The 16,961-nt window shown below is 57.1% G+C and carries 14 protein-coding genes and 1 pseudogene; 7 read left to right on the top strand and 8 right to left on the bottom strand.

The annotated features are described in order from the left end of the window. Positions 1-81: 81 nt before the first annotated feature. From ACQ4N7_RS08640 to ACQ4N7_RS08625, 4 genes are all read right to left on the bottom strand, one after another. Positions 82-225, bottom strand: coding sequence for a TMEM14 family protein (locus ACQ4N7_RS08640; protein ID WP_430711205.1), 144 nt, complete (start codon positions 223-225; stop codon positions 82-84). Between the two features lie 63 nt (positions 226-288). Beyond that, the gene (locus ACQ4N7_RS08635) at positions 289-1,395 is read right to left on the bottom strand and encodes a polyamine ABC transporter substrate-binding protein (RefSeq protein WP_430711204.1); all 1,107 of its coding nucleotides are present in this window, start codon (positions 1,393-1,395) and stop codon (positions 289-291) included. 203 nt (positions 1,396-1,598) lie between these two features. Further along, positions 1,599-2,159 (bottom strand): hypothetical protein, encoded by a 561-nt coding sequence (locus ACQ4N7_RS08630; protein ID WP_430711203.1) that lies wholly within the window; start codon positions 2,157-2,159, stop codon positions 1,599-1,601. Between the two features lie 909 nt (positions 2,160-3,068). Continuing rightward, positions 3,069-3,866: a pentapeptide repeat-containing protein gene (locus tag ACQ4N7_RS08625; protein ID WP_430711202.1), complete on the bottom strand. Its 798-nt coding sequence runs from the start codon at positions 3,864-3,866 to the stop codon at positions 3,069-3,071. A 169-nt stretch (positions 3,867-4,035) separates the two neighbouring features. Between ACQ4N7_RS08625 and ACQ4N7_RS08620 the strand changes: the two genes are divergently transcribed. From ACQ4N7_RS08620 to ACQ4N7_RS08610, 3 genes are all read left to right on the top strand, one after another. Continuing rightward, on the top strand, positions 4,036-5,841 hold the full coding sequence (locus ACQ4N7_RS08620; RefSeq protein ID WP_430711201.1) for a hypothetical protein: 1,806 nt from the start codon (positions 4,036-4,038) through the stop codon (positions 5,839-5,841). Next, entirely contained in the window at positions 5,838-7,772 is a 1,935-nt protein-coding gene (locus ACQ4N7_RS08615) for a DUF3685 domain-containing protein (protein WP_430711200.1), read from the top strand. The genes ACQ4N7_RS08620 and ACQ4N7_RS08615 overlap by 4 nt, the downstream gene beginning before the upstream one ends. Before the next feature lie 282 nt (positions 7,773-8,054). Further along, positions 8,055-9,551, top strand: coding sequence for a glycosyltransferase family 2 protein (locus tag ACQ4N7_RS08610; protein ID WP_430711199.1), 1,497 nt, complete (start codon positions 8,055-8,057; stop codon positions 9,549-9,551). Positions 9,552-9,846: 295 nt separating this feature from the next. Here the strand turns inward: ACQ4N7_RS08610 and ACQ4N7_RS08605 are convergent, their stop codons facing one another. The 4 genes and pseudogenes from ACQ4N7_RS08605 to ACQ4N7_RS08590 all read right to left on the bottom strand — a co-directional run. Next, a complete protein-coding gene (locus ACQ4N7_RS08605; protein WP_430711198.1) occupies positions 9,847-10,011 on the bottom strand; it encodes a DUF1328 domain-containing protein in 165 nt (54 codons plus the stop codon). Positions 10,012-10,270: 259 nt separating this feature from the next. Next, the gene (locus tag ACQ4N7_RS08600) at positions 10,271-11,266 is read right to left on the bottom strand and encodes an aldo/keto reductase (protein WP_430711197.1); all 996 of its coding nucleotides are present in this window, start codon (positions 11,264-11,266) and stop codon (positions 10,271-10,273) included. Positions 11,267-11,294: 28 nt separating this feature from the next. Then, entirely contained in the window at positions 11,295-12,974 is a 1,680-nt protein-coding gene (locus ACQ4N7_RS08595; protein WP_430711196.1) for an alpha/beta hydrolase, read from the bottom strand. A 953-nt stretch (positions 12,975-13,927) separates the two neighbouring features. Continuing rightward, positions 13,928-14,179: pseudogene (locus ACQ4N7_RS08590) on the bottom strand (hypothetical protein); the annotation flags it as partial. A gap of 277 nt (positions 14,180-14,456) precedes the next feature. On the opposite strand from ACQ4N7_RS08590, the gene ACQ4N7_RS08585 reads away from it, so the two are divergent. The 4 genes from ACQ4N7_RS08585 (at position 14,457) to ACQ4N7_RS08570 (ending at position 16,783) form a co-directional block, all read left to right on the top strand. Then, on the top strand, positions 14,457-15,389 hold the full coding sequence (locus ACQ4N7_RS08585; RefSeq protein ID WP_430711195.1) for an RNA-directed DNA polymerase: 933 nt from the start codon (positions 14,457-14,459) through the stop codon (positions 15,387-15,389). A 102-nt stretch (positions 15,390-15,491) separates the two neighbouring features. Next, positions 15,492-16,070 (top strand): hypothetical protein, encoded by a 579-nt coding sequence (locus ACQ4N7_RS08580; protein WP_430711194.1) that lies wholly within the window; start codon positions 15,492-15,494, stop codon positions 16,068-16,070. Between the two features lie 156 nt (positions 16,071-16,226). After that, positions 16,227-16,457 (top strand): DUF433 domain-containing protein, encoded by a 231-nt coding sequence (locus ACQ4N7_RS08575; protein ID WP_106368350.1) that lies wholly within the window; start codon positions 16,227-16,229, stop codon positions 16,455-16,457. Beyond that, positions 16,454-16,783, top strand: coding sequence for a DUF5615 family PIN-like protein (locus ACQ4N7_RS08570; RefSeq protein WP_430711193.1), 330 nt, complete (start codon positions 16,454-16,456; stop codon positions 16,781-16,783). Before ACQ4N7_RS08575 ends, ACQ4N7_RS08570 begins: the two co-directional genes overlap by 4 nt. Positions 16,784-16,961: the final 178 nt, after the last annotated feature.

Here is a 16,961-nt window from a genome sequence, read left to right as displayed (position 1 = left end):
TGGGCAATGTCAAGTTCGTCGGCTGCACTAAAAAGGGACCGGGTCTCTGGGTAGAGTCCTGGTTTAGAAGGGCGCAAGACTCTATAGGGCCAGGGCGATCGCAAACACAGCCGCACAAAATAAACTCACGGTGCCCATCAACCCGGCGGGCATGAACTGATTGGTTCTGCGAAAGCGCAGGGCAAACACGACCAAAAGCGCGATCGCCACGATTAGAAAGGTCATGCCAACAACTCAGCAACGGCTTGCCTCAAGCGTACAGCGTGCCTAAGGCCGGGAGTGACCGCGCTAGCTGCTGGTCAGCTCAGTCCAGTAGCGATCGAACAGGTCGGCGGTAGCCGGATCCAGGGGCGCAATGCCTTCGCAATTGGCCAGTACCGACTCGGGCGGAAACAGGGTTTCGCTCTCCTGCAGCTCGGCGGGCAGCAGGGCAAAGGCCGCCTGACTGGGGGTGGCAAAGCGCAGCCGCTCGACCGCGTAGGCCGCATTCTCGGGCTCTAGCATAAAGTTGAGCCAGGCGTAGGCCGCCTCTAGGTTAGGCGCATCCTTAGGGATCACCATCGTATCGGTCCACAATGAGCTCCCCGAGGTGGGGATAACGTAGCGCAGGTTGGGGTGCTCGGCGGGCAGGGCATTACCCAGGTGCGAGTAGGTCATGCAGATGTCAAAATCGCCCGCCATCAGTGGGTCTTCCCAGCCAAAGCTGGAAAATTGGGCGATCGCAGGTTTCAGCTCCCGCAGTCGCTCAAAAGCCGCCTCAATCTGCTGCGGGTCGGTCGTGTTGTAGGAATAGCCCAGCGAAGCCAGGGTTGCCCCCAGGGTTTCGCGAACGTCGTCGAGTAGGGTAATTTTGCCCGCCAACACATCCCGCTGCTCCCACAGGTAGGCCCAGTCGGCTGGGGCGGGGCTGAGCTTGGTGGTGTCGTAGATCAGCCCGGTAGTACCCCAGCTGAGCGGAATGCTGTGGGTGTTGTTGGGGTCATAAACCGGATTTTGCCAGGGGCCGCGCAGGTCATCCATGCCCTGAATTCGAGCATGATCGAGGCTAGCCAGCAAACCCAGATCGACCATCTGCTGCACCATATAGTCGGAGGGGTAGAGAATGCTGAACTGCTGGCCGCCCCCAGCCTGTAGCTTAGCCAGCATAGTCTCGTTGGAGTCGTAGGTCTGCACCTCAATTGGAATGCCGGTGACCTGGGTAAAGCGATCGAACACCTCATCGTCGACGTAGTCGGCCCAGGTGTAGAGGTGCAGGGGCTTGGCTGAGCTGCCGGTACCGGCAGAGTTAGATTGCGATCGCTGGCAGTTGGCCAGAGCTACGGCAGAGGCCGCCGCGGTCGAACATTGCAGAAATCGCCGCCGCGAGAGGCGAAATGAGCGCGAATGGGGAGGCATTCTGATCTCAAAACCTCAAAATACTGGTTTCAAGTCTACTATCCATTGCCCATATCGCCTCACTATGCCCTCGGCATCAAACGTGGAAGGTGGCTTGATGGCCCAGCGATCGCCAGCATGAATAGCTGAGTTATTGAGGGTGTTGAGCCCGAGGGTATTGCTAATACCGTAGCTCGATACTAGCAGGGATAGGCAACGGCAAATTAGGTGCCAAACTGGTAGCCATACTCGTTTTGGTTGAGCAGTCCATCGCCGTCAGCATCCCAGGCATCGTAAATGCCGCTGTCGTCTAGACCCGTCTCAAACTCATCGCGATCGAGATAGCCGCTCCGGTCTAAATCCCAGTAGTTATAGGCTCCTTGCGACAGCTCACTGGTGTCTAATATGCCATCGTTATCTAAGTCCCAAAGGTCGTAGTAGCTCTGGTATTCGTAGCCTTCGATCGCGCCGCTGCCGTCCGTATCCCAGGCGTTAAAGTAGCCATTATCATTGATGCCAATGCCAAACTCGTTCGCATCTAAGTAAGTGTCTCTGTCGGTATCCCAGGTGTCGTAAACTCCTGTTTCACCTAGGCCGTCGTAAAGCTCGGTGTCGTAGAGATAGCCGTCTCTATCTGCATCCCATCTGTCGTAAGCACCGGTGTAAAATTCGCTGCGATTTAGATAGCCGTCTTCGTCAGCATCCCATGCTGTATAGGGTTCGTAGGCGGTGCAGCTAACTAAACCAAAACCAATTAGGCCAAGGGTCGCTAGTAGTTTTTTCATTGGATTCTCCTCTGCAAGTGTGATTGTCTGTACCGTCACATTGCCTAACCCAGCTAATTCTCAACCTCTAGAATAAGTAAGCCGTCTGACATGCCGTTTCTCTTAGTGAGCTTTAGGGCGAAGACAATGCATATACCAAGTTCAGTATGAAATCTAGAGTTTTGCCGACAGGAAAACTCCGCTCACTCGAACTTAGTTTGTAGCGATGAATCGGTCAGTATTTCAGCCTGGGCTGAGATGCCTGTTTGTGCTCTAAACTGACTTGCCGTCGCTATACAGTCTCAGACTAAGTATTTATGGCCACAGGTTGGGTCGGTCATCCGAAGGATATACGGCAAATGCTGATGTTAAATTCTACTTGCACACCCCCGCAGCAGTTTTCGCTGAGAGGATTACATCGCGATGATCCACTCGGCTCTCTTGTAATACGAAATCCGACATGAGAAACCCCGATTCAAAACAGGTATTCCGTAGGGGCGTTGCACTGCAATGTCCCTACCAATTGGGGGCAGCCAGATAGGATTCGGTATAAAAGGGACCGGAGTGAAACTTAACTAGCCAGCAGCTGGGAAAACTGAGAACCTAGCAGTTGTTTGCCTCATTCAATTGAGAGCTGCTGCGATTAGCGAGAAAAATGATCTAAAGAGAGCGTTTGAAAAGTAATTTGCTGAAGCTTAGTCACCTCTGATTTCCCACTTTCGCATCAAAAAAATAAGACGTTTCAAACCTTTTCTAGGTGATTTGTAGAGAGAAAAACGGTCTTTGCCCCTTCAAGATAAGTAGGTGGTCCTAGATATGATGCTGCTGTAGGGTGAGTTGTAGCGACAGCCCAACGCACCGCGAGGCCGGGGCTATGGGTTGCGCTGGCGCGATAACACATCCTAAAAATAATGAAGGCGACCTACTGACTTAGGGCGCTGTGTCGGCGCAGTCGTCATTATTGATCTCGCCATCGGCCATGCGGGTGTTGCAAAAATGGGCGGTGCCCAGATCGGTACGAACTAGATTCGCGCCGTACAGATCGGCATCGGTGAAGTCAGCGCCGTCTACAAAGGCATCTCGAATCAGCGTTTCTCGCAGATCGGCTCCGGTAAAGTCGGCCCCATCTAGCCGCGCCCCAATTAGGTTGGCTCGGTAGAGTCGGCCATTGGTGAGCGTGGCACGGCTGAGGTTAGCCTGGGCCAGGCCGGCCTGGGCTAAGGAGACCCCATCGAGGCGACTGTCGCTGAGGTCGCTGCCCGACCAGTTGGTCTCGCGGGCTTCGGCGTTTTCTAGGTTGATGGCGGTGGCGTTGACCTCGACTAAGCGACTGCCGGTGAGGGTAGCGCCGCGCAAGTTTGCCCCAGCCAGGTCAGAGCCTGACAGGTCGGCCTGGCTGATGATGGCCTGGCTGAGATTGGCCTCTCTCAGGTCAGTTTGAGTCATCTGGGCGCGAGGTAGGCGGGCCTGGCGCAGGTTGGCCCCGGCCAAATTGGCTCCGGTGAGGTCAGCATCCTCCAGGTTAGCCTCGGCCAGTACCATGCCGCTGAGGTCACAGCTCACGCAGCGGCGGCTAATCAAAAACTGCCTGAGCTGATCGTTGGCGGCGACTGGGACGGCGGCTAGCCCCAGGATGGCCGTCAGGGCGATCGCCCGCTGAAGCCGAACTTTGCCTGTTACAGCGTTTCTGTTTTGGGGATCTAGAGGGTTTTTTGTGCCGTACGCCATACCTGTGCCGTTCCTCAAAAAATAGGCCCAAAATCTAGGGTCAAGTCGATAGATTGCTTCTACAATGTGTCAGCATCTTTGCTTTCAGCGGGGGGTTGAGCCAATCCGGACTCGCTCATGCCGTCCTGACAGTCTAGATTCTACAGCTCGCTCTCGGTAGTTCGACGTCATGGCATCTACACCGGCCTCTTCGCCCTTGAGTTCGCGTCGGCAGCGCTCCAAACCGAGCCTTCAGGTTAAGCCGTGGGAGTGGTTTTGGCTGACCCTGTGGGTCTTGCTGCTGGCGGGGTCGGGGATATTTTGCGGCTGGGCGCTGATGTGGCTGACTCGCATTCCACCCCTGCCCGACTGCGATCAGGTAACGCCCTTTCACTCGGAAAGCGACCTGCTGTACTGCGCCAAGGCCCAGGCCCGCACGGGCGAACCGAATAGCCTGGTGCAGGCGGTGCTGCTGACCGCCAACTGGCCCAAAACCCACTCCAAGTATGACGAATCGCAGGAGATTCTCAAGGATGCTTCGGAGCAAATTTTGGTGCTGGCCAACAGCTGGGTGCAGGCGGGTAAGCTCGAAGACGCGATCGAGCTGGCCGAAAAAATTCCCCTCAATACGCCCCTGCGCAAATCAGCCCAGGCGGTAATTTTTGAGTGGCGGCAAGACTGGGAGCAGGGCCGAGCGATCGAGGCCAAGCTCAAACCGGCGCTGGCCGCTAGCGACTGGGCGCTGGCCAAAACCTACCTGCAGGAGTTTAAAGCGCTCAAGAGCGACTACTGGCTGACCACGCGCTACGTGTTTTGGCAGCAGCAGTTTTTGGTCGAGCAGCAGGCGTGGAATCAGCTGTTGCAGGCCCGCGCCCTGGCCAGCACCAATAAAATTGAGAATTTGCGTCAGGCGGTGGTGCTGGCGCGGGACATCGATTTGCGCAGTCAGGTGTGGCAGGCCGCCGAAAATGACATCGACGCCTGGAGTAAGACTGTGCTGGATGTGGCCCTGCAGCGCTGGCAGGTGGGCGATCGCGCGGGTGCTCTAGAGCTGGCCAGTGTGGTCCCCCCGAGCCCTAGCCTGCTGCCCGCCGCCCAGGAATTGCTGGCCCTGAGCTATGCCCAAACGCTGGCCGCCCAGGCCGACCCAAGCGGCGTGGCTCCTCGCTACAGCCACATGTTTGGGCTGATGGCCGCCATTAGCGCCGTCAATCAGCTTCCGGCGAACAGTGCGTACGCAGCGGCTGATCTATCGTCGGTAGACCAGTGGAGTGAGCAGCTTACCGATTTGAGACGGCTGACGTTTAGCGATATGGTGGCCCGACTGGGCCAGCGCCCGACCTACGATTGGGCCATCCACCAGGCCCAAATGGTCGAAGTTGACCGCCCTCGGCGGATTCAGGGCCAGACGATGGTGGCCCAGTGGCAGGCCAATCTCCAGCGCATTGCTGACCGGCCCATTTTGGCCGAAGCCCGCAGTTTGGCTAAGCCTGGCACCATTGCCGCGCTCGAAACGGCGATCGCAAAAGCGTCAGAGGTCGAGCTGGGTCGCGCCCTGCGGGTCGAGGCCCAAACCCTGGTAGCCGAGTGGCAGCAAGAAATTCAGGTGATCGAAGACCGGCCCATGCTCGATGCGGCGGTGGCGCTGGCCGAGCAGGACAAGCTGAAAGAAGCGATCGCCGAGGCCAACAAAATTCAGCCCGGTCGAGCCCTGCACAGCCGCGCCCAGGGGCTGGTGCAGGAGTGGACCGCCACCATTCAAATCGCTGAAGACAAGCCGATTTTGGATGAGGCGAAGGACCTGGCCTACAGCGGCAGCCTGACGGCGGCGATCAACCTGGCGGGCCAGATTGGGGCGGGGCGGGCCCTCTCCGACGAGGCCAGCAATGCGATCGCCCTTTGGAAAGCCGAGCGGGCCTACATCTGGTCAATTTGGGAGGCCGAGGGCCGTCCTGTGCCGGGTGGGGACAGTTCCTCAACGACCGAGTCAGAATGACGATCGCCCCTCTGCGCCTGATGCTGGTCGATGAAGACCCGGTGTTTCGGCTGGGTCTGCGCATTTGGCTGGAGCAAACCGCTGGGTACAGCGTGGTGGCCGAGGCCACCCGCGCCGACGACACTCTGGCGATTTTGGCCAGTCGAGCCGAACAATTCGGTTTGGACAGTGGCGCGATCGCTGACTCTGCCCGGACGGCGGCGACCCCGACCGCGCGATCGCGGCCCGACCTTGACCTGGTCATTCTCGATTTGGGGCTGGGGGCCGGGCAACCCGACCAGCTGCCGGGGCTGCGCCTCTGCGCTGACATTAAAGCCCGCTACCCTAATCTGCCGGTGCTGGTGCTCAGCGCCCAGGCCGAGCCAGTGCTAGAGGTCGCCGCCCGCCAGATGGGAGCCGACGGGTTTGGCGCTCGCGGTATGGCCGTGGCCGATCTGGGCGACCTGGTGCAGCGGCTGGCGAGGCCGAGCCGCCCCCAGCCCCCGGCAGAGCCCGTAAGGGTTCCTCGCCTCGCCCCAGAGCGATCGCCTGCGGTATCGATGCGAGAGGTGCCGATTGCTGGGGGCAACCCGTCGCCCAGTGCCCTCACCCGGCTGCGCTACAGCCTGAGGCAGCAGGCGGTGCGGCAAATTGATGCGGTCATGGCTGCGATCGAGGCCGAGCAGCGGCGGGGGCGAGGGTCGCTGCTGGAGGAGGCGGTACTGGCCGGGCGCTACCGAGAGCTGCGGGCCGCTCGCTGGCTGATGGGCAAACTGCTGGCCACCCCCAGCCTGGCCGGTTCAGCGCCCGCCGTCGCGGCGCGCCGCTCCGAAGCCGATCTAGAGCCACCGGACCCGCTAGTGCCTCGCTTAGACAGGCGCATGTCGCCGGTTCCACCCCGGCGGGGCAACCCTGGGCCGTCGGGCGATGCTTTGACGGTTGCAACCGCCGAGCGCCTCGCCCTCAGCCAGAGCGACCTGGCCTCGCAGGTGTTTGAACGGCTGTTTAACCAGCTTCAGGGCCTGCTAGAGAACACCAGCGGGGTGCCCCTCGAAACCGATATTTTGCGCGACGACAAAAAGCGAGAGCTGTTTTATCTGGTGCTGCGCAAGGTCGAAGACAGCCTCGACAACCTGCGTCAGGCCGGGGTGCTGCCGGGGCAGCTGAGCGAAAAAAGCCCCCTGGTGCTGCAAGACCTCTGGCAGGCCGCCGTCACCGACTTTTTTGGCCGCTACTACACCCTCCAGGTGGGCAACCTGGAGCAGCCGGTGGTGCCTACCCTGCTGGTCGAGGCCCCGGTGGTGCAGGCGGCCATTCTCGATCGCATTCCTCTGGTGCCCGATCTGCTGGGGCATCTACTGTTTAACGAATCGCTGGTGGTGGACGGGGGCCTTTATGAGGCTGCCAGCCCTGAGGCCATGGCCCGCAGTCAGGCCCTACTGGGGCACCTGCTGATTCAGCTGGCCAACGCCGTTGTGCAGCCGGTGCTCAACCACTTTGCCGACGTAGAACTGCTGAAGAAAAACCTCTACCACCGCCGCCTGATGACCAGCCGCGACATTGAACGCTTTCGCAACGATCTCTCCTGGCGCTACCGCTGGGACGGGCTAATTAACGAGCCCAGGGCCATTTTTGAGAGCCAGTATCGCCTGTTTGGCTTTACCGAGCGCGGCATTCAGGCCGAAACCGTGTACTCGCCCCGGCGCGATGAGCTCGATCAGTTGTCGGGGCTGCAGCGGGCGGTGACGCTGGCGGTCGAGGCTCGCGACGCGATCGCGCCCCGATTTCGCTCAGCGGTATCGCTGGTGGGCAGCGGCATTGTCTACGTGCTCACCGATGTCATTGGCCGCGGCATTGGCCTGATTGGGCGGGGCATTTTGCGCGGGGTAGGCGGAGCCTGGCGCGACCCTCGCTACCGCCGCGACGGTCAAGATGGCAACCTGCGCGACTAGCCCCTGGCTAAAAATCGCGGCGGTAGCCATGGTTTACCCAAGGCAAATTAAATGGCTAAAGCAGCAATCACACCAAGGAATAATCCAAAATCCGCTTTTTTTTGGGACAATCAGCAAATAAGAAAGGCTCGCTATTGCGCTAGGGGCACCCAGGGTACTGGCCAGGTTGTCCCAGGGCTAATCCTGCCCTGGCTGTCATAATGTTCTACGGTCGTCAACGGCACAGGTATACCGTCGGTTTACTGGCCTTGTTACCTATTAATAAGGAGTTAATCCCCGCCTATGAAGTCGAGCCTGGCGCTGTTTGCTCAGCCTGTTCTGGCGATCGCCAGGCGGCTGCTTTGGTTGAGCACCTGGTTACTGTGGATACCGATGGCGGTGTACATTTTTGCCCTTAACCACGACCATAGCCTGGGGATATTGCAGGGCGCACTGCTGGTGGTTTCCCTGATTGGCCTGGTGGTGATCAATGCCGAAACCGCCGTGGTGATCTACAGCAGCCGTCGCTCTAACCCCTGGTTTAACCGGGGGCTGCTGCAGCGGTGGGCTGGGGTGCGGCGCTGGCGTCGCCGTCGCCCAGCGGTGGCCCGACCCACCTCGATGCCGGGGCTGCTGCCTACCCAGGTTGCGCTGCCCTTTGTCTCGGTTATTGTGGCGGCCTACCTGCCCAACGAGCAGGACATCATCGAAGACACTCTGCTCCACTGGCTCACCCAGGTGACGCCGCCTGCCCAGGGGTGGGAAATTATTCTGGCCTACAACACGCCAGTGCGGCTGCCGGTCGAAAATCGTTTGCAGGCCATGGCCCGCCGCTACCCGGCCCTGGTGCTGCTGCCGGTGCCCCACAGCCAGTCCAAGGCCGAAAACCTGAACGCCGCCCTGCAAGTGGCCAATGGCGAGATGACCGGCATTTTTGATGCCGACCACCATCCGGCGGCAGACTGCCTCAGCCGGGCCTGGGCCTGGCTCTATCAGGGGCGCTACGACATGGTGCAGGGGCGCAATATCATTCGCAACGCCAAAGATAGCTGGCTCACCCAGCTGATTGCGGTGGAGTTTGAGTGCATTTATGGGGTCAGCCACTACGGGCGATCGCTGCTGGCAGACACCGCCCTGTTTGGCGGCTCCAACGGCTACTGGCGCACCGCCGCCCTGCGCCACCTGGGCTTTCACCACACCCGCCTGACCGAAGATATCGACGTTACGGTGCGGAGTTTGCTGGCGGGCTACCGGCTGGTACACGACCCGGCCATTGTCACCACAGAGCTAGCCCCCGACAACCTGCGCGGGCTGTGGCTGCAGCGTCAGCGCTGGAGCCAGGGCTGGCTAGAGGTGGCGGGCCTGCACCTGCGACGAGTGCTGCGATCGCCCCACCTAGACAGAGCCCAAAAGCCCTACTGGGTGCTGATGCTGCTCTTTAGCCAGGGGTTTTATCCGCTGGTGTGGCAGGTGGTGCCCATGTTGCTCAGCATTTATCTCAGCCGCAGCACGCGCGATCTCGACTTTGAGAACCTCAACCTGGTGCTGATGGGGCTACTCACCCTCAGCGTTGTGCTGCAGGTCGCGGTGGCGATGGGTCTGCGCCCAACCGCCTCTACCTATACTCGTCGCCACGGGGTGCTCTACTGTCTGCTGTCGCCCGTTTACTTTTGGCTCAAGGCGCTGATTGGCATGGTGGCCGTGGTTAACCACTGCTCTGGCAGTCGGGTTTGGCACGTAACCGCCCGCACCAAGAGTAAGCCCAACCGCTGGATGGTAGCCCTGCGGGGAGTGAAGTAAACGCTTAAAACAGTAAAAATCCCTCTTTCAACGACTCAGAAAAAAGAGGGATTTTGGTTTAAAGGAAGCTAAAACTGTCTGTCAGCGTCCCTGCGATTATGCTGGCTGAGCGAAGTCGTTTTGCTCCGCAACGCTATCGCGAACGCCCTGCGTCTCCCAAAGGGAGAAAGCCAAAACTTATCCGAGACCTCCCCTAGCCCATCCGGGGCGGCAAAGCCTAAGACTCCGCTCAGGGGACAGTTACAACTGTCTAGCCGCTGCACCCTAATTAATCGGAAAAAATGGCGGGAAAAGTCTAGGCCCGCTTGACGAGACTCATAATCAGCGAAATTACAAAAACAGCCAGGAAAATATAGAACAGGATTTGGGCAATACTAGCGGCTGTACCAGCCACACCGCCAAATCCAAAGAAAGCGGCAATCAAAGCCACAACCAGAAAGATCAGCGCGTAGCGTAACATTGGCAGTTCTCCTGAGGGGAAGGGCGACTCACGATGGGGTTCAGCTTTTGATGGGGCTGTGCTGAATGAGCCAATTATCGAGATTTGAATTCGCTTTTGCATCACTCTCTAGGTCTGTTTTGGCTCTAGCTTTAGACAGAGAAGACGGCAAAAAGCCTTGGCGCTAGAACGCATCGATCGATAGAGCAAATGGCTGTTTGCCCCTGCGAGAGATGTGGCCGTTTTAATTTGTAACTGTCTTCAGCAACGCCCTAACCCGCTAACGCGACTGAAAAATGTTTTGCACCATCTGCCCCTGCCCCTGCCCCGCCGCTCGATCGAGGTCTTCCACTTCGCCAGCGTCGAGTCGCCAGCCCAAAGCGCCTAAGTTTTGCTCTGCCTGGGCCAGGGTTTTGGCACCGGGAATGGGAATGGTGCCCTTGCAAAGACACCAGTTGAGGGCGACCTGGGCCGAGGTTTTTTGGCGCTGGGCAGCGATCGCCTCCACCGTATCCAGCAATGGCTGAATCTTCGGCAGCAGCTGGCGAAACAGCAACCCCCGAATGCCCGACGGGTATGGCCCGGTAGCGGAGTATTTGCCGGTCAGCAGCCCCAGGGCCAGAGGGCTGTAGGCAATCAGCCGAATGCCCAGCTCGTCGCAGAGATCCTTGAGGCCCAGCTCGGTGACGGGGTAGGTTGACAGCAGTGAGTACTGCACCTGCAGGGTGGCAATGCTCAGCCCCCGCGCCTGAAATCGCTGGTGAGCCAGCTTTAGCCGCTTGGGGCCAAAGTTTGACAGGCCAATTGCCCGCGCCTGGCCCTGTTCTACCAGATCCATCAGCCCGTCGAGAAAGGGGGCTTCTTGCCAGGGCAGGTAGTTGGCCGTTGACCAGTGCATTTGCACCAGATCGATGGGGCGACCCAGCCGCTGAACTGAGGCCGCGCCAGCCTTGACCACCGACCCAGACGTCAGCCGCCAGGGGTAGGCGGCTAGCTTGGTGGCCAAACAAAGCGATTCTGCATACGGCCCCTGATACTCTTTGGCAAACTGCCCCAGCAGGGTTTCGCTGCGCCCGTTTAGTCGCCCGGTGCCGTAGGAGTCGCCGCTGTCGAACAGCGTTACCCCGTGGCTGAGGCAGTGGTTAAACACCTGCTGCAGCTCGCTATCCATGCGCTGGTCGTAGCCCCACAGCAGCTGGTTGCCCCAGGCCCAGGTGCCGCAGCCCATCTCGGGCAGGGTGAGGGGCATCGATGTTTCTACGGTAGGGGCGGTCATAGGTCGGCTGGCGAAAGGGTCTTTCCTATTATTCCAGGCCGGGTAGCCCCGATAGCCGCTCGACTACCGGGGGCGGCAGCTCGCGCACCAGGTGCAGCCGAAAGGGCTCGGTGCTGACGGCTTCTACGTAGTGCGATCGCAAAAAGGGCCGGTACGCTTCATTCTGGGCCAGATAGACCTGAGCAAAGGCGACCACCAGCGAGCGATTGACGCCCTGGGTAGCGGCGATCGCCTCGTCAATGCTCTGCTCTAGGGCGTCGTCTATATATAAAAAGCGCGTCGCCAGCCGGGTAAAGTCGGGCCCGTGGGAGGTGTTTTCGCCCAGATACAGGTAGCGATCGCGGCCCCGCAGCCAGCTAAAGGTGGCCACCTGCTGCGGCACCACCGGAGCCACCAAATCTACTTCGCCACCAAACAGCATTACCGGCACCGCCACCTGAGCCATGCCCCGAGGGCCAAACAGGTTAGACACGGTAGCAAAGGCCATCACCAGCTGAACGCGATCGTCTTTGGTGCCCTGGGCCAGGCGATCCATGACTTCTGCATCGGCGCGCAGTTCCAGGGCGCGGCACTCTAGCACCATGGCGGCATCGAGCAGCAGGTTGGCGGCGGGGTTGCAGCGCCGGGCCAGGCGATCGAAATCGATGCTGGCTCCGCCCAGGGCCAGGGCCGTGTAGCCGCCAAAGGAGTGGCCCACCACCGCCACCCGGTTTACATTCAGCCGGTTGTCAAAGGTGCTGGCATTGAGCCGCTCTAGCTCGTCGAGCAAAAAGCTAACGTCGAGGGGGCGGTCTAAAAAGTCGCGGGCCTTGAACGTTTCGCGATCGAGCCCGGTGAGCATGGCATTCTTTTGGCTGCTGTTGCTGCCCACATGCTCGGGCAGCGCCACCGCAAACCCATAAGAAGCAGCATGGGCCGCCAGGCCGAAAAAGGTGGTGCGGCTGTCGCCCAAGCCGTGGGAGAGCACAATGACAGGTATAGGGCCGGGCAGCGCCGCCAAGTTTTCTGGCACAAACAGGTCGGCGGCGTAGGTGCGGCTGCGATCGGCATCGACCAGGGTGAGCGACACCCGGCGGCTGCCGTAGGGGCCGGGCTGGGTGAGGTCGGGCAGGGCCGCCAAATCGATCGCTGGAGGCCGCGCCGCCTCAGCTTCGGACTGCTGTTTGATCGCCGCTACAATCGCGCGGGTGGCCGCCGCCTCGGCCTGCACCTGGCGAGCGACGGTCATAGCCTGAGCCATATCTAGCCGCAAACGGCTGGTGGGAAAGTGGCGCACAATATCGAGCGGCGAAATGTTGCCATCCTCAGCCGCCGCCGCTACGATCGCCGCCCGCAGCGCCTGCCGCCCGTTTAGCCCCGCCTCGGTCTGGGCCACCTGGCCCAGAAATTGCAGGCTGCGATCGCCCATGGGGCTGTTAAACCACTGAGAAATGGGCACCACATGCACCGCTCGGCTGCGGGTCAGGGCCAGGCGTAGCCCCTGCTGCTGAGTCGGGTTGAGCCGCCGCAAAAAGGGAGCCAGCGGTTGGTCAACGGTGCCCGTTTCGGCAAAGGTGACCAACGACTCGGTGGGGATTGAGCGGCTAAAGGGGCCAAACTTTAGCTCTACGGTGTCTGCGGCCCGCAGCGGCACAGCCGTGGCTAGCGCTGCCCCTGCACCCAGGGCAATGGTGAAGAACAGCCTCAGCGATCGGCGGCGAAGCAGCATAGGGCAGCACAGAGAAAGCGGTATATGCCCGTATTTTCTCCCACAACTCTCTGGCAATTGTATGAACCGTTGGCTGGCTGCTGGGGTTGCCCTAGTGAGTCGAGCTGGGTGCTAAGGTTGCCGCTGCCAACTGCGGCGAATGAGTTGGCGGTGAACAGGGTCCAATAGCCAGGCAAAATATAGCGCTGACCAGTTCGCTTCGGCCATTTCTGACCGCCTGTAGCCAAGCCTGGGACAGCGAACTGGCGTATAGCCATCGCCCATAGGCTACCTACGAAAACGTCCTAACCGCTGGGGCGACGGCTATAACCAATGCATAGCAAAATGTCTTTCGCTGACCCACCGCAAAGCTGATCTGTGGGCTTGCAATGCCAAACTGCTGTGCCACATTAGCGATCTGCTGTGCCACATTGGCGATCTGCACCCTCAGATCGTTAAACTGCTGTGCCAGTTTCGCCAAACTGCTGTGCCACATTAACGATCTGCGCGCTCAGATCATTAAACTGCTGTGCCACATTAGCGATCTGCTGTGCCACATTGGCGATCTGCGATCGCAGATCGTTAGTTGCTGGGCTACATTACCAATTCGCAGCTTTAGATTACTTTGCAGCGCTGCACAAACGCCAGGTTAGGCTTCCGAGACCGGGTGCCTCTGCCTGTAGCTAGAACAGAGGGCATCCGGTCTCTATGAGAGATGGGGCTTACTCAATCAGTACAGTTTTGGTGAGAATTGCCATCCACAGTTCGACTTCGCTCACTGCTGGCGTTTCGACTTCGCTCACTGCTGGCGTTTCGGCTCCGCTCACTGCTGGCGTTTCGGCTCCGCTCAACGCTGGCATCTCGGCTTCGGTCGATGACCGGGGTTCGGCTGCGGTCGATGCTGGCATCTCGACTCCGCTCGATGACCGGGGTTCGGCTGCGGTCGCTGAGCGGAGTCGAAGCGATCGCGTCTCGGCAGCAGGTGGCGCAGGGATGGGGTCGCTCCAGTCATTGGGGTCGGCGTAGCCGAGGGCGTGGAGAATTTTGATGGTGCGATCGATGGCGGCCAAACTGCCGTAGAGCATGTGGCGCACTTTTTCGGGGGTTGGGGGCTTGAGGGACCGGGTCCCTCTGTCGTTGCCCCCGGCCCCAGACGAAAGCGGCAGGGACCCGGTCCCTAGGTTTCCCTGGTCGTCGCTGGCATCGGGTTCGAGATAGTCAAACATCGGTTCTGTCTCCAGGTGTGGGTTAGGAAGACAGAACGCGAAAACCCTAGCATCCGCAGTGCAAATGCAAACTGAGGGGGCTAGGGTACCATGGACCTTAGCCTCGCAATCTGCTTCGGAGACTTGCGGGGTTAGCTGTCTGTTGGTGGTGCAAACACCTTCAGACAGCGCCAAGATTTTCGAGTTCTGCGTAACCACCGCTCTGCTGAACGGCTTAACGTAAAAGAGTACTGATATACACGCTCGAAGTCAACTGTGGATGGTAACAAAGGCTTTTATGGTGAAGCAGACACATATTCGGAACCTACTTCTCAACAAGGGCTTTTTCCCTGAAGTCTTACCACCTTGCTTTGACAGTGAGAATTTAGCTGCAAGCTTTAAAGGGAAGATACAAGATATAGATAAGCGAAAGTTCCACAAACGGGCAACAGATTACGTTCGCTACAGCGGCACGAAGCATGACGGACATCGGAGAGCTTATGGAACAGTGAATCCTATTCCATATTTCAATGCTTGTCAGTTTATCTCCAGCAATTGGGAAATATTTGAAACCAAATTTAAGTCATCGAAACTGTCCTTGGATAGGATTAGACTAGGCCGTGATACAGAGGATCGGGCTATCATTGTTCCGGCTTTAAGCGAACTAACAGAACGAATATCTTCTCAAATTCGTTTTTCACCTTACATACTGAAGGCAGATATTGCACAATTTTTTCCAAGCATCTATACCCATGCGGTGTCTTGGGTAGCTCATGGCCGTAGCGTCGCCAAAGTCAATCTCACCCACAACTCTAGTGTTGCAACATTCAATGCTTTTGACTGGTTCACTCAACAGTGTCAAAGTGGGCAAACCAGAGGAGTAACAATTGGTCCTGACGCATTCAGAATTTTTGCTGAATTTATAAGTTGTGAAATTGACAACCAGCTCCTCAACCGGATAGGCGAAATAGATCCTCAAATGATTATTGGAGGCGTTCGACACGTTGATGACTTCTATATTGGAGTGAGAAGCGAGATTGATGCGTCAGTAGTTTTATCAGTTCTGCGCGATGTTTTGCAAATGTATGAACTCCAGATCAACGATGCTAAGACGAAAGTAATTAGTGGTCTTGAGGCTTTTGACGACGTATGGGCTCAAGAGCTCAGAGCTATATCTCTTGATGTATGGTCGTCAGGCAAATTCTCGTATGCGATTGACAAAGCACATTAAATTGCAAAGCTAGTCAAATCGCAGAGTCCGATAAAACTAATTCTACGTCGTCTTGACACTGCGAAATGTTATAAATCAGATTCATGGGAAAGTATTGAGGCTATGCTTCAACGTGTTTTATGGCATTATGAACATTGCACTGACTATGTTTGCCTTCTGCTAACTAAGAGGTTTGCCATACAAAAGAGCTACGATCAGCAGGGCTGGTCAGAGACAGTAGCTATGTTAATCAAAAGACACTTAGCATTTAACCAGCATCATGAAATAGCTTGGCTTTTATGGACAGCTTTTGTATGTGATTTGCAGCTTGATGAAGATCTCATATCTCAAGTTAGTAAAATGCAAAATTCACACCTACGTGCGCTGATAATTGCTGCCTATCAGAAAGGTAAGCTAAATAAAAAACCACCTATTCAGCTGGGAACTGGGCTTTCGACATCTGATTCAAACTGGCTGCATAATCTTGTTGGAAAGTCATTAGGCTATTCTAAAGCCAAATTTTCGGGTGATTTTGCAGATGAGTTTGAACATCTTGCAGATAAAAATGTCGACCTTATAAACTTTGATAAGCATATGATATCCGTTGCGCGGTCTAATAAAGCAGCAATAAGTTCGTCGAAGTATGGCTATGATGCTCAGGAGGATGCAAGCGAAGACGATGAATATATTATTCCATTCTAATGCGGTCGCAGTTAAGTGCGACCGCAGATCTCCCATAGGTTTGGTTGATGCAGGAAACCCAACAGTTTTTATCTTTTTCTCATTACCCACTATCATCCACAAAATAGTTAATAATTCAATGTCAAAGTTGAGAAAACAACATTAATAGGTTTAACCATGAACTACCGAAACTACATTACGATTGAACCCAATAAACGCGGCGGCAAACCTTGCGTACGCGGCTTACGCATCACTGTCTATGAAGTGCTTGAGTACCTAGCTTCCGAAATGACCGAAGCTGAAATTCTCGATGACTTTCCCGATCTGACCCGAGAAGACTTAAAAGCTTGCATTGCCTATGCCGCTGATCGCGAGCGTCGGTTTATGACCGCACCTCTATCGGCATGAGACTACTTTTTGATGAAAACCTATCGCCCAAATTGCCAAATCGCTTGAGCGATCTTTTCCCAAACTCGCTTCATGTTCGAGATGTAGACATGAAAGCAACAATTGATCCAATAGTTTGGGATTTTGCGAAAGACAATAATTTGATGATTGTCTCAAAAGATGCAGACATGCACGATCTAAGTCTGGTCCTTGGAAATCCACCAAAAGTCATTTGGCTTCGTCTTGGCAACTGCTCAACACGGCAAGTTGAAAATGTGTTGCGTCGAGATTTCGACGCGATTAAGCTATTTTATGAAGATGAGAGCTTGTCACTGCTTGCCTTATAGATTGGATTGACGAAGGAAACCCAAAAATCCAGCCACTGTAGGTTGGTTTACGTTGGCGCTTCGCCCAACTTCTCTGATAGTTTTCTTGCCAAATAGCTCTATCCATTCAGGCGCGATCGCCGCACCCAACCCCCAGCAGCCATCTATTTCTTCACAGTTGTCGCCTACAGTCGACAAC

Origin of the sequence: Nodosilinea sp. AN01ver1, assembly GCF_050565655.1 — a bacterium.
In the GTDB taxonomy this organism is placed as follows: domain Bacteria; phylum Cyanobacteriota; class Cyanobacteriia; order Phormidesmidales; family Phormidesmidaceae; genus Nodosilinea.
This window is presented reverse-complemented; position numbering and strand designations above follow the sequence as displayed.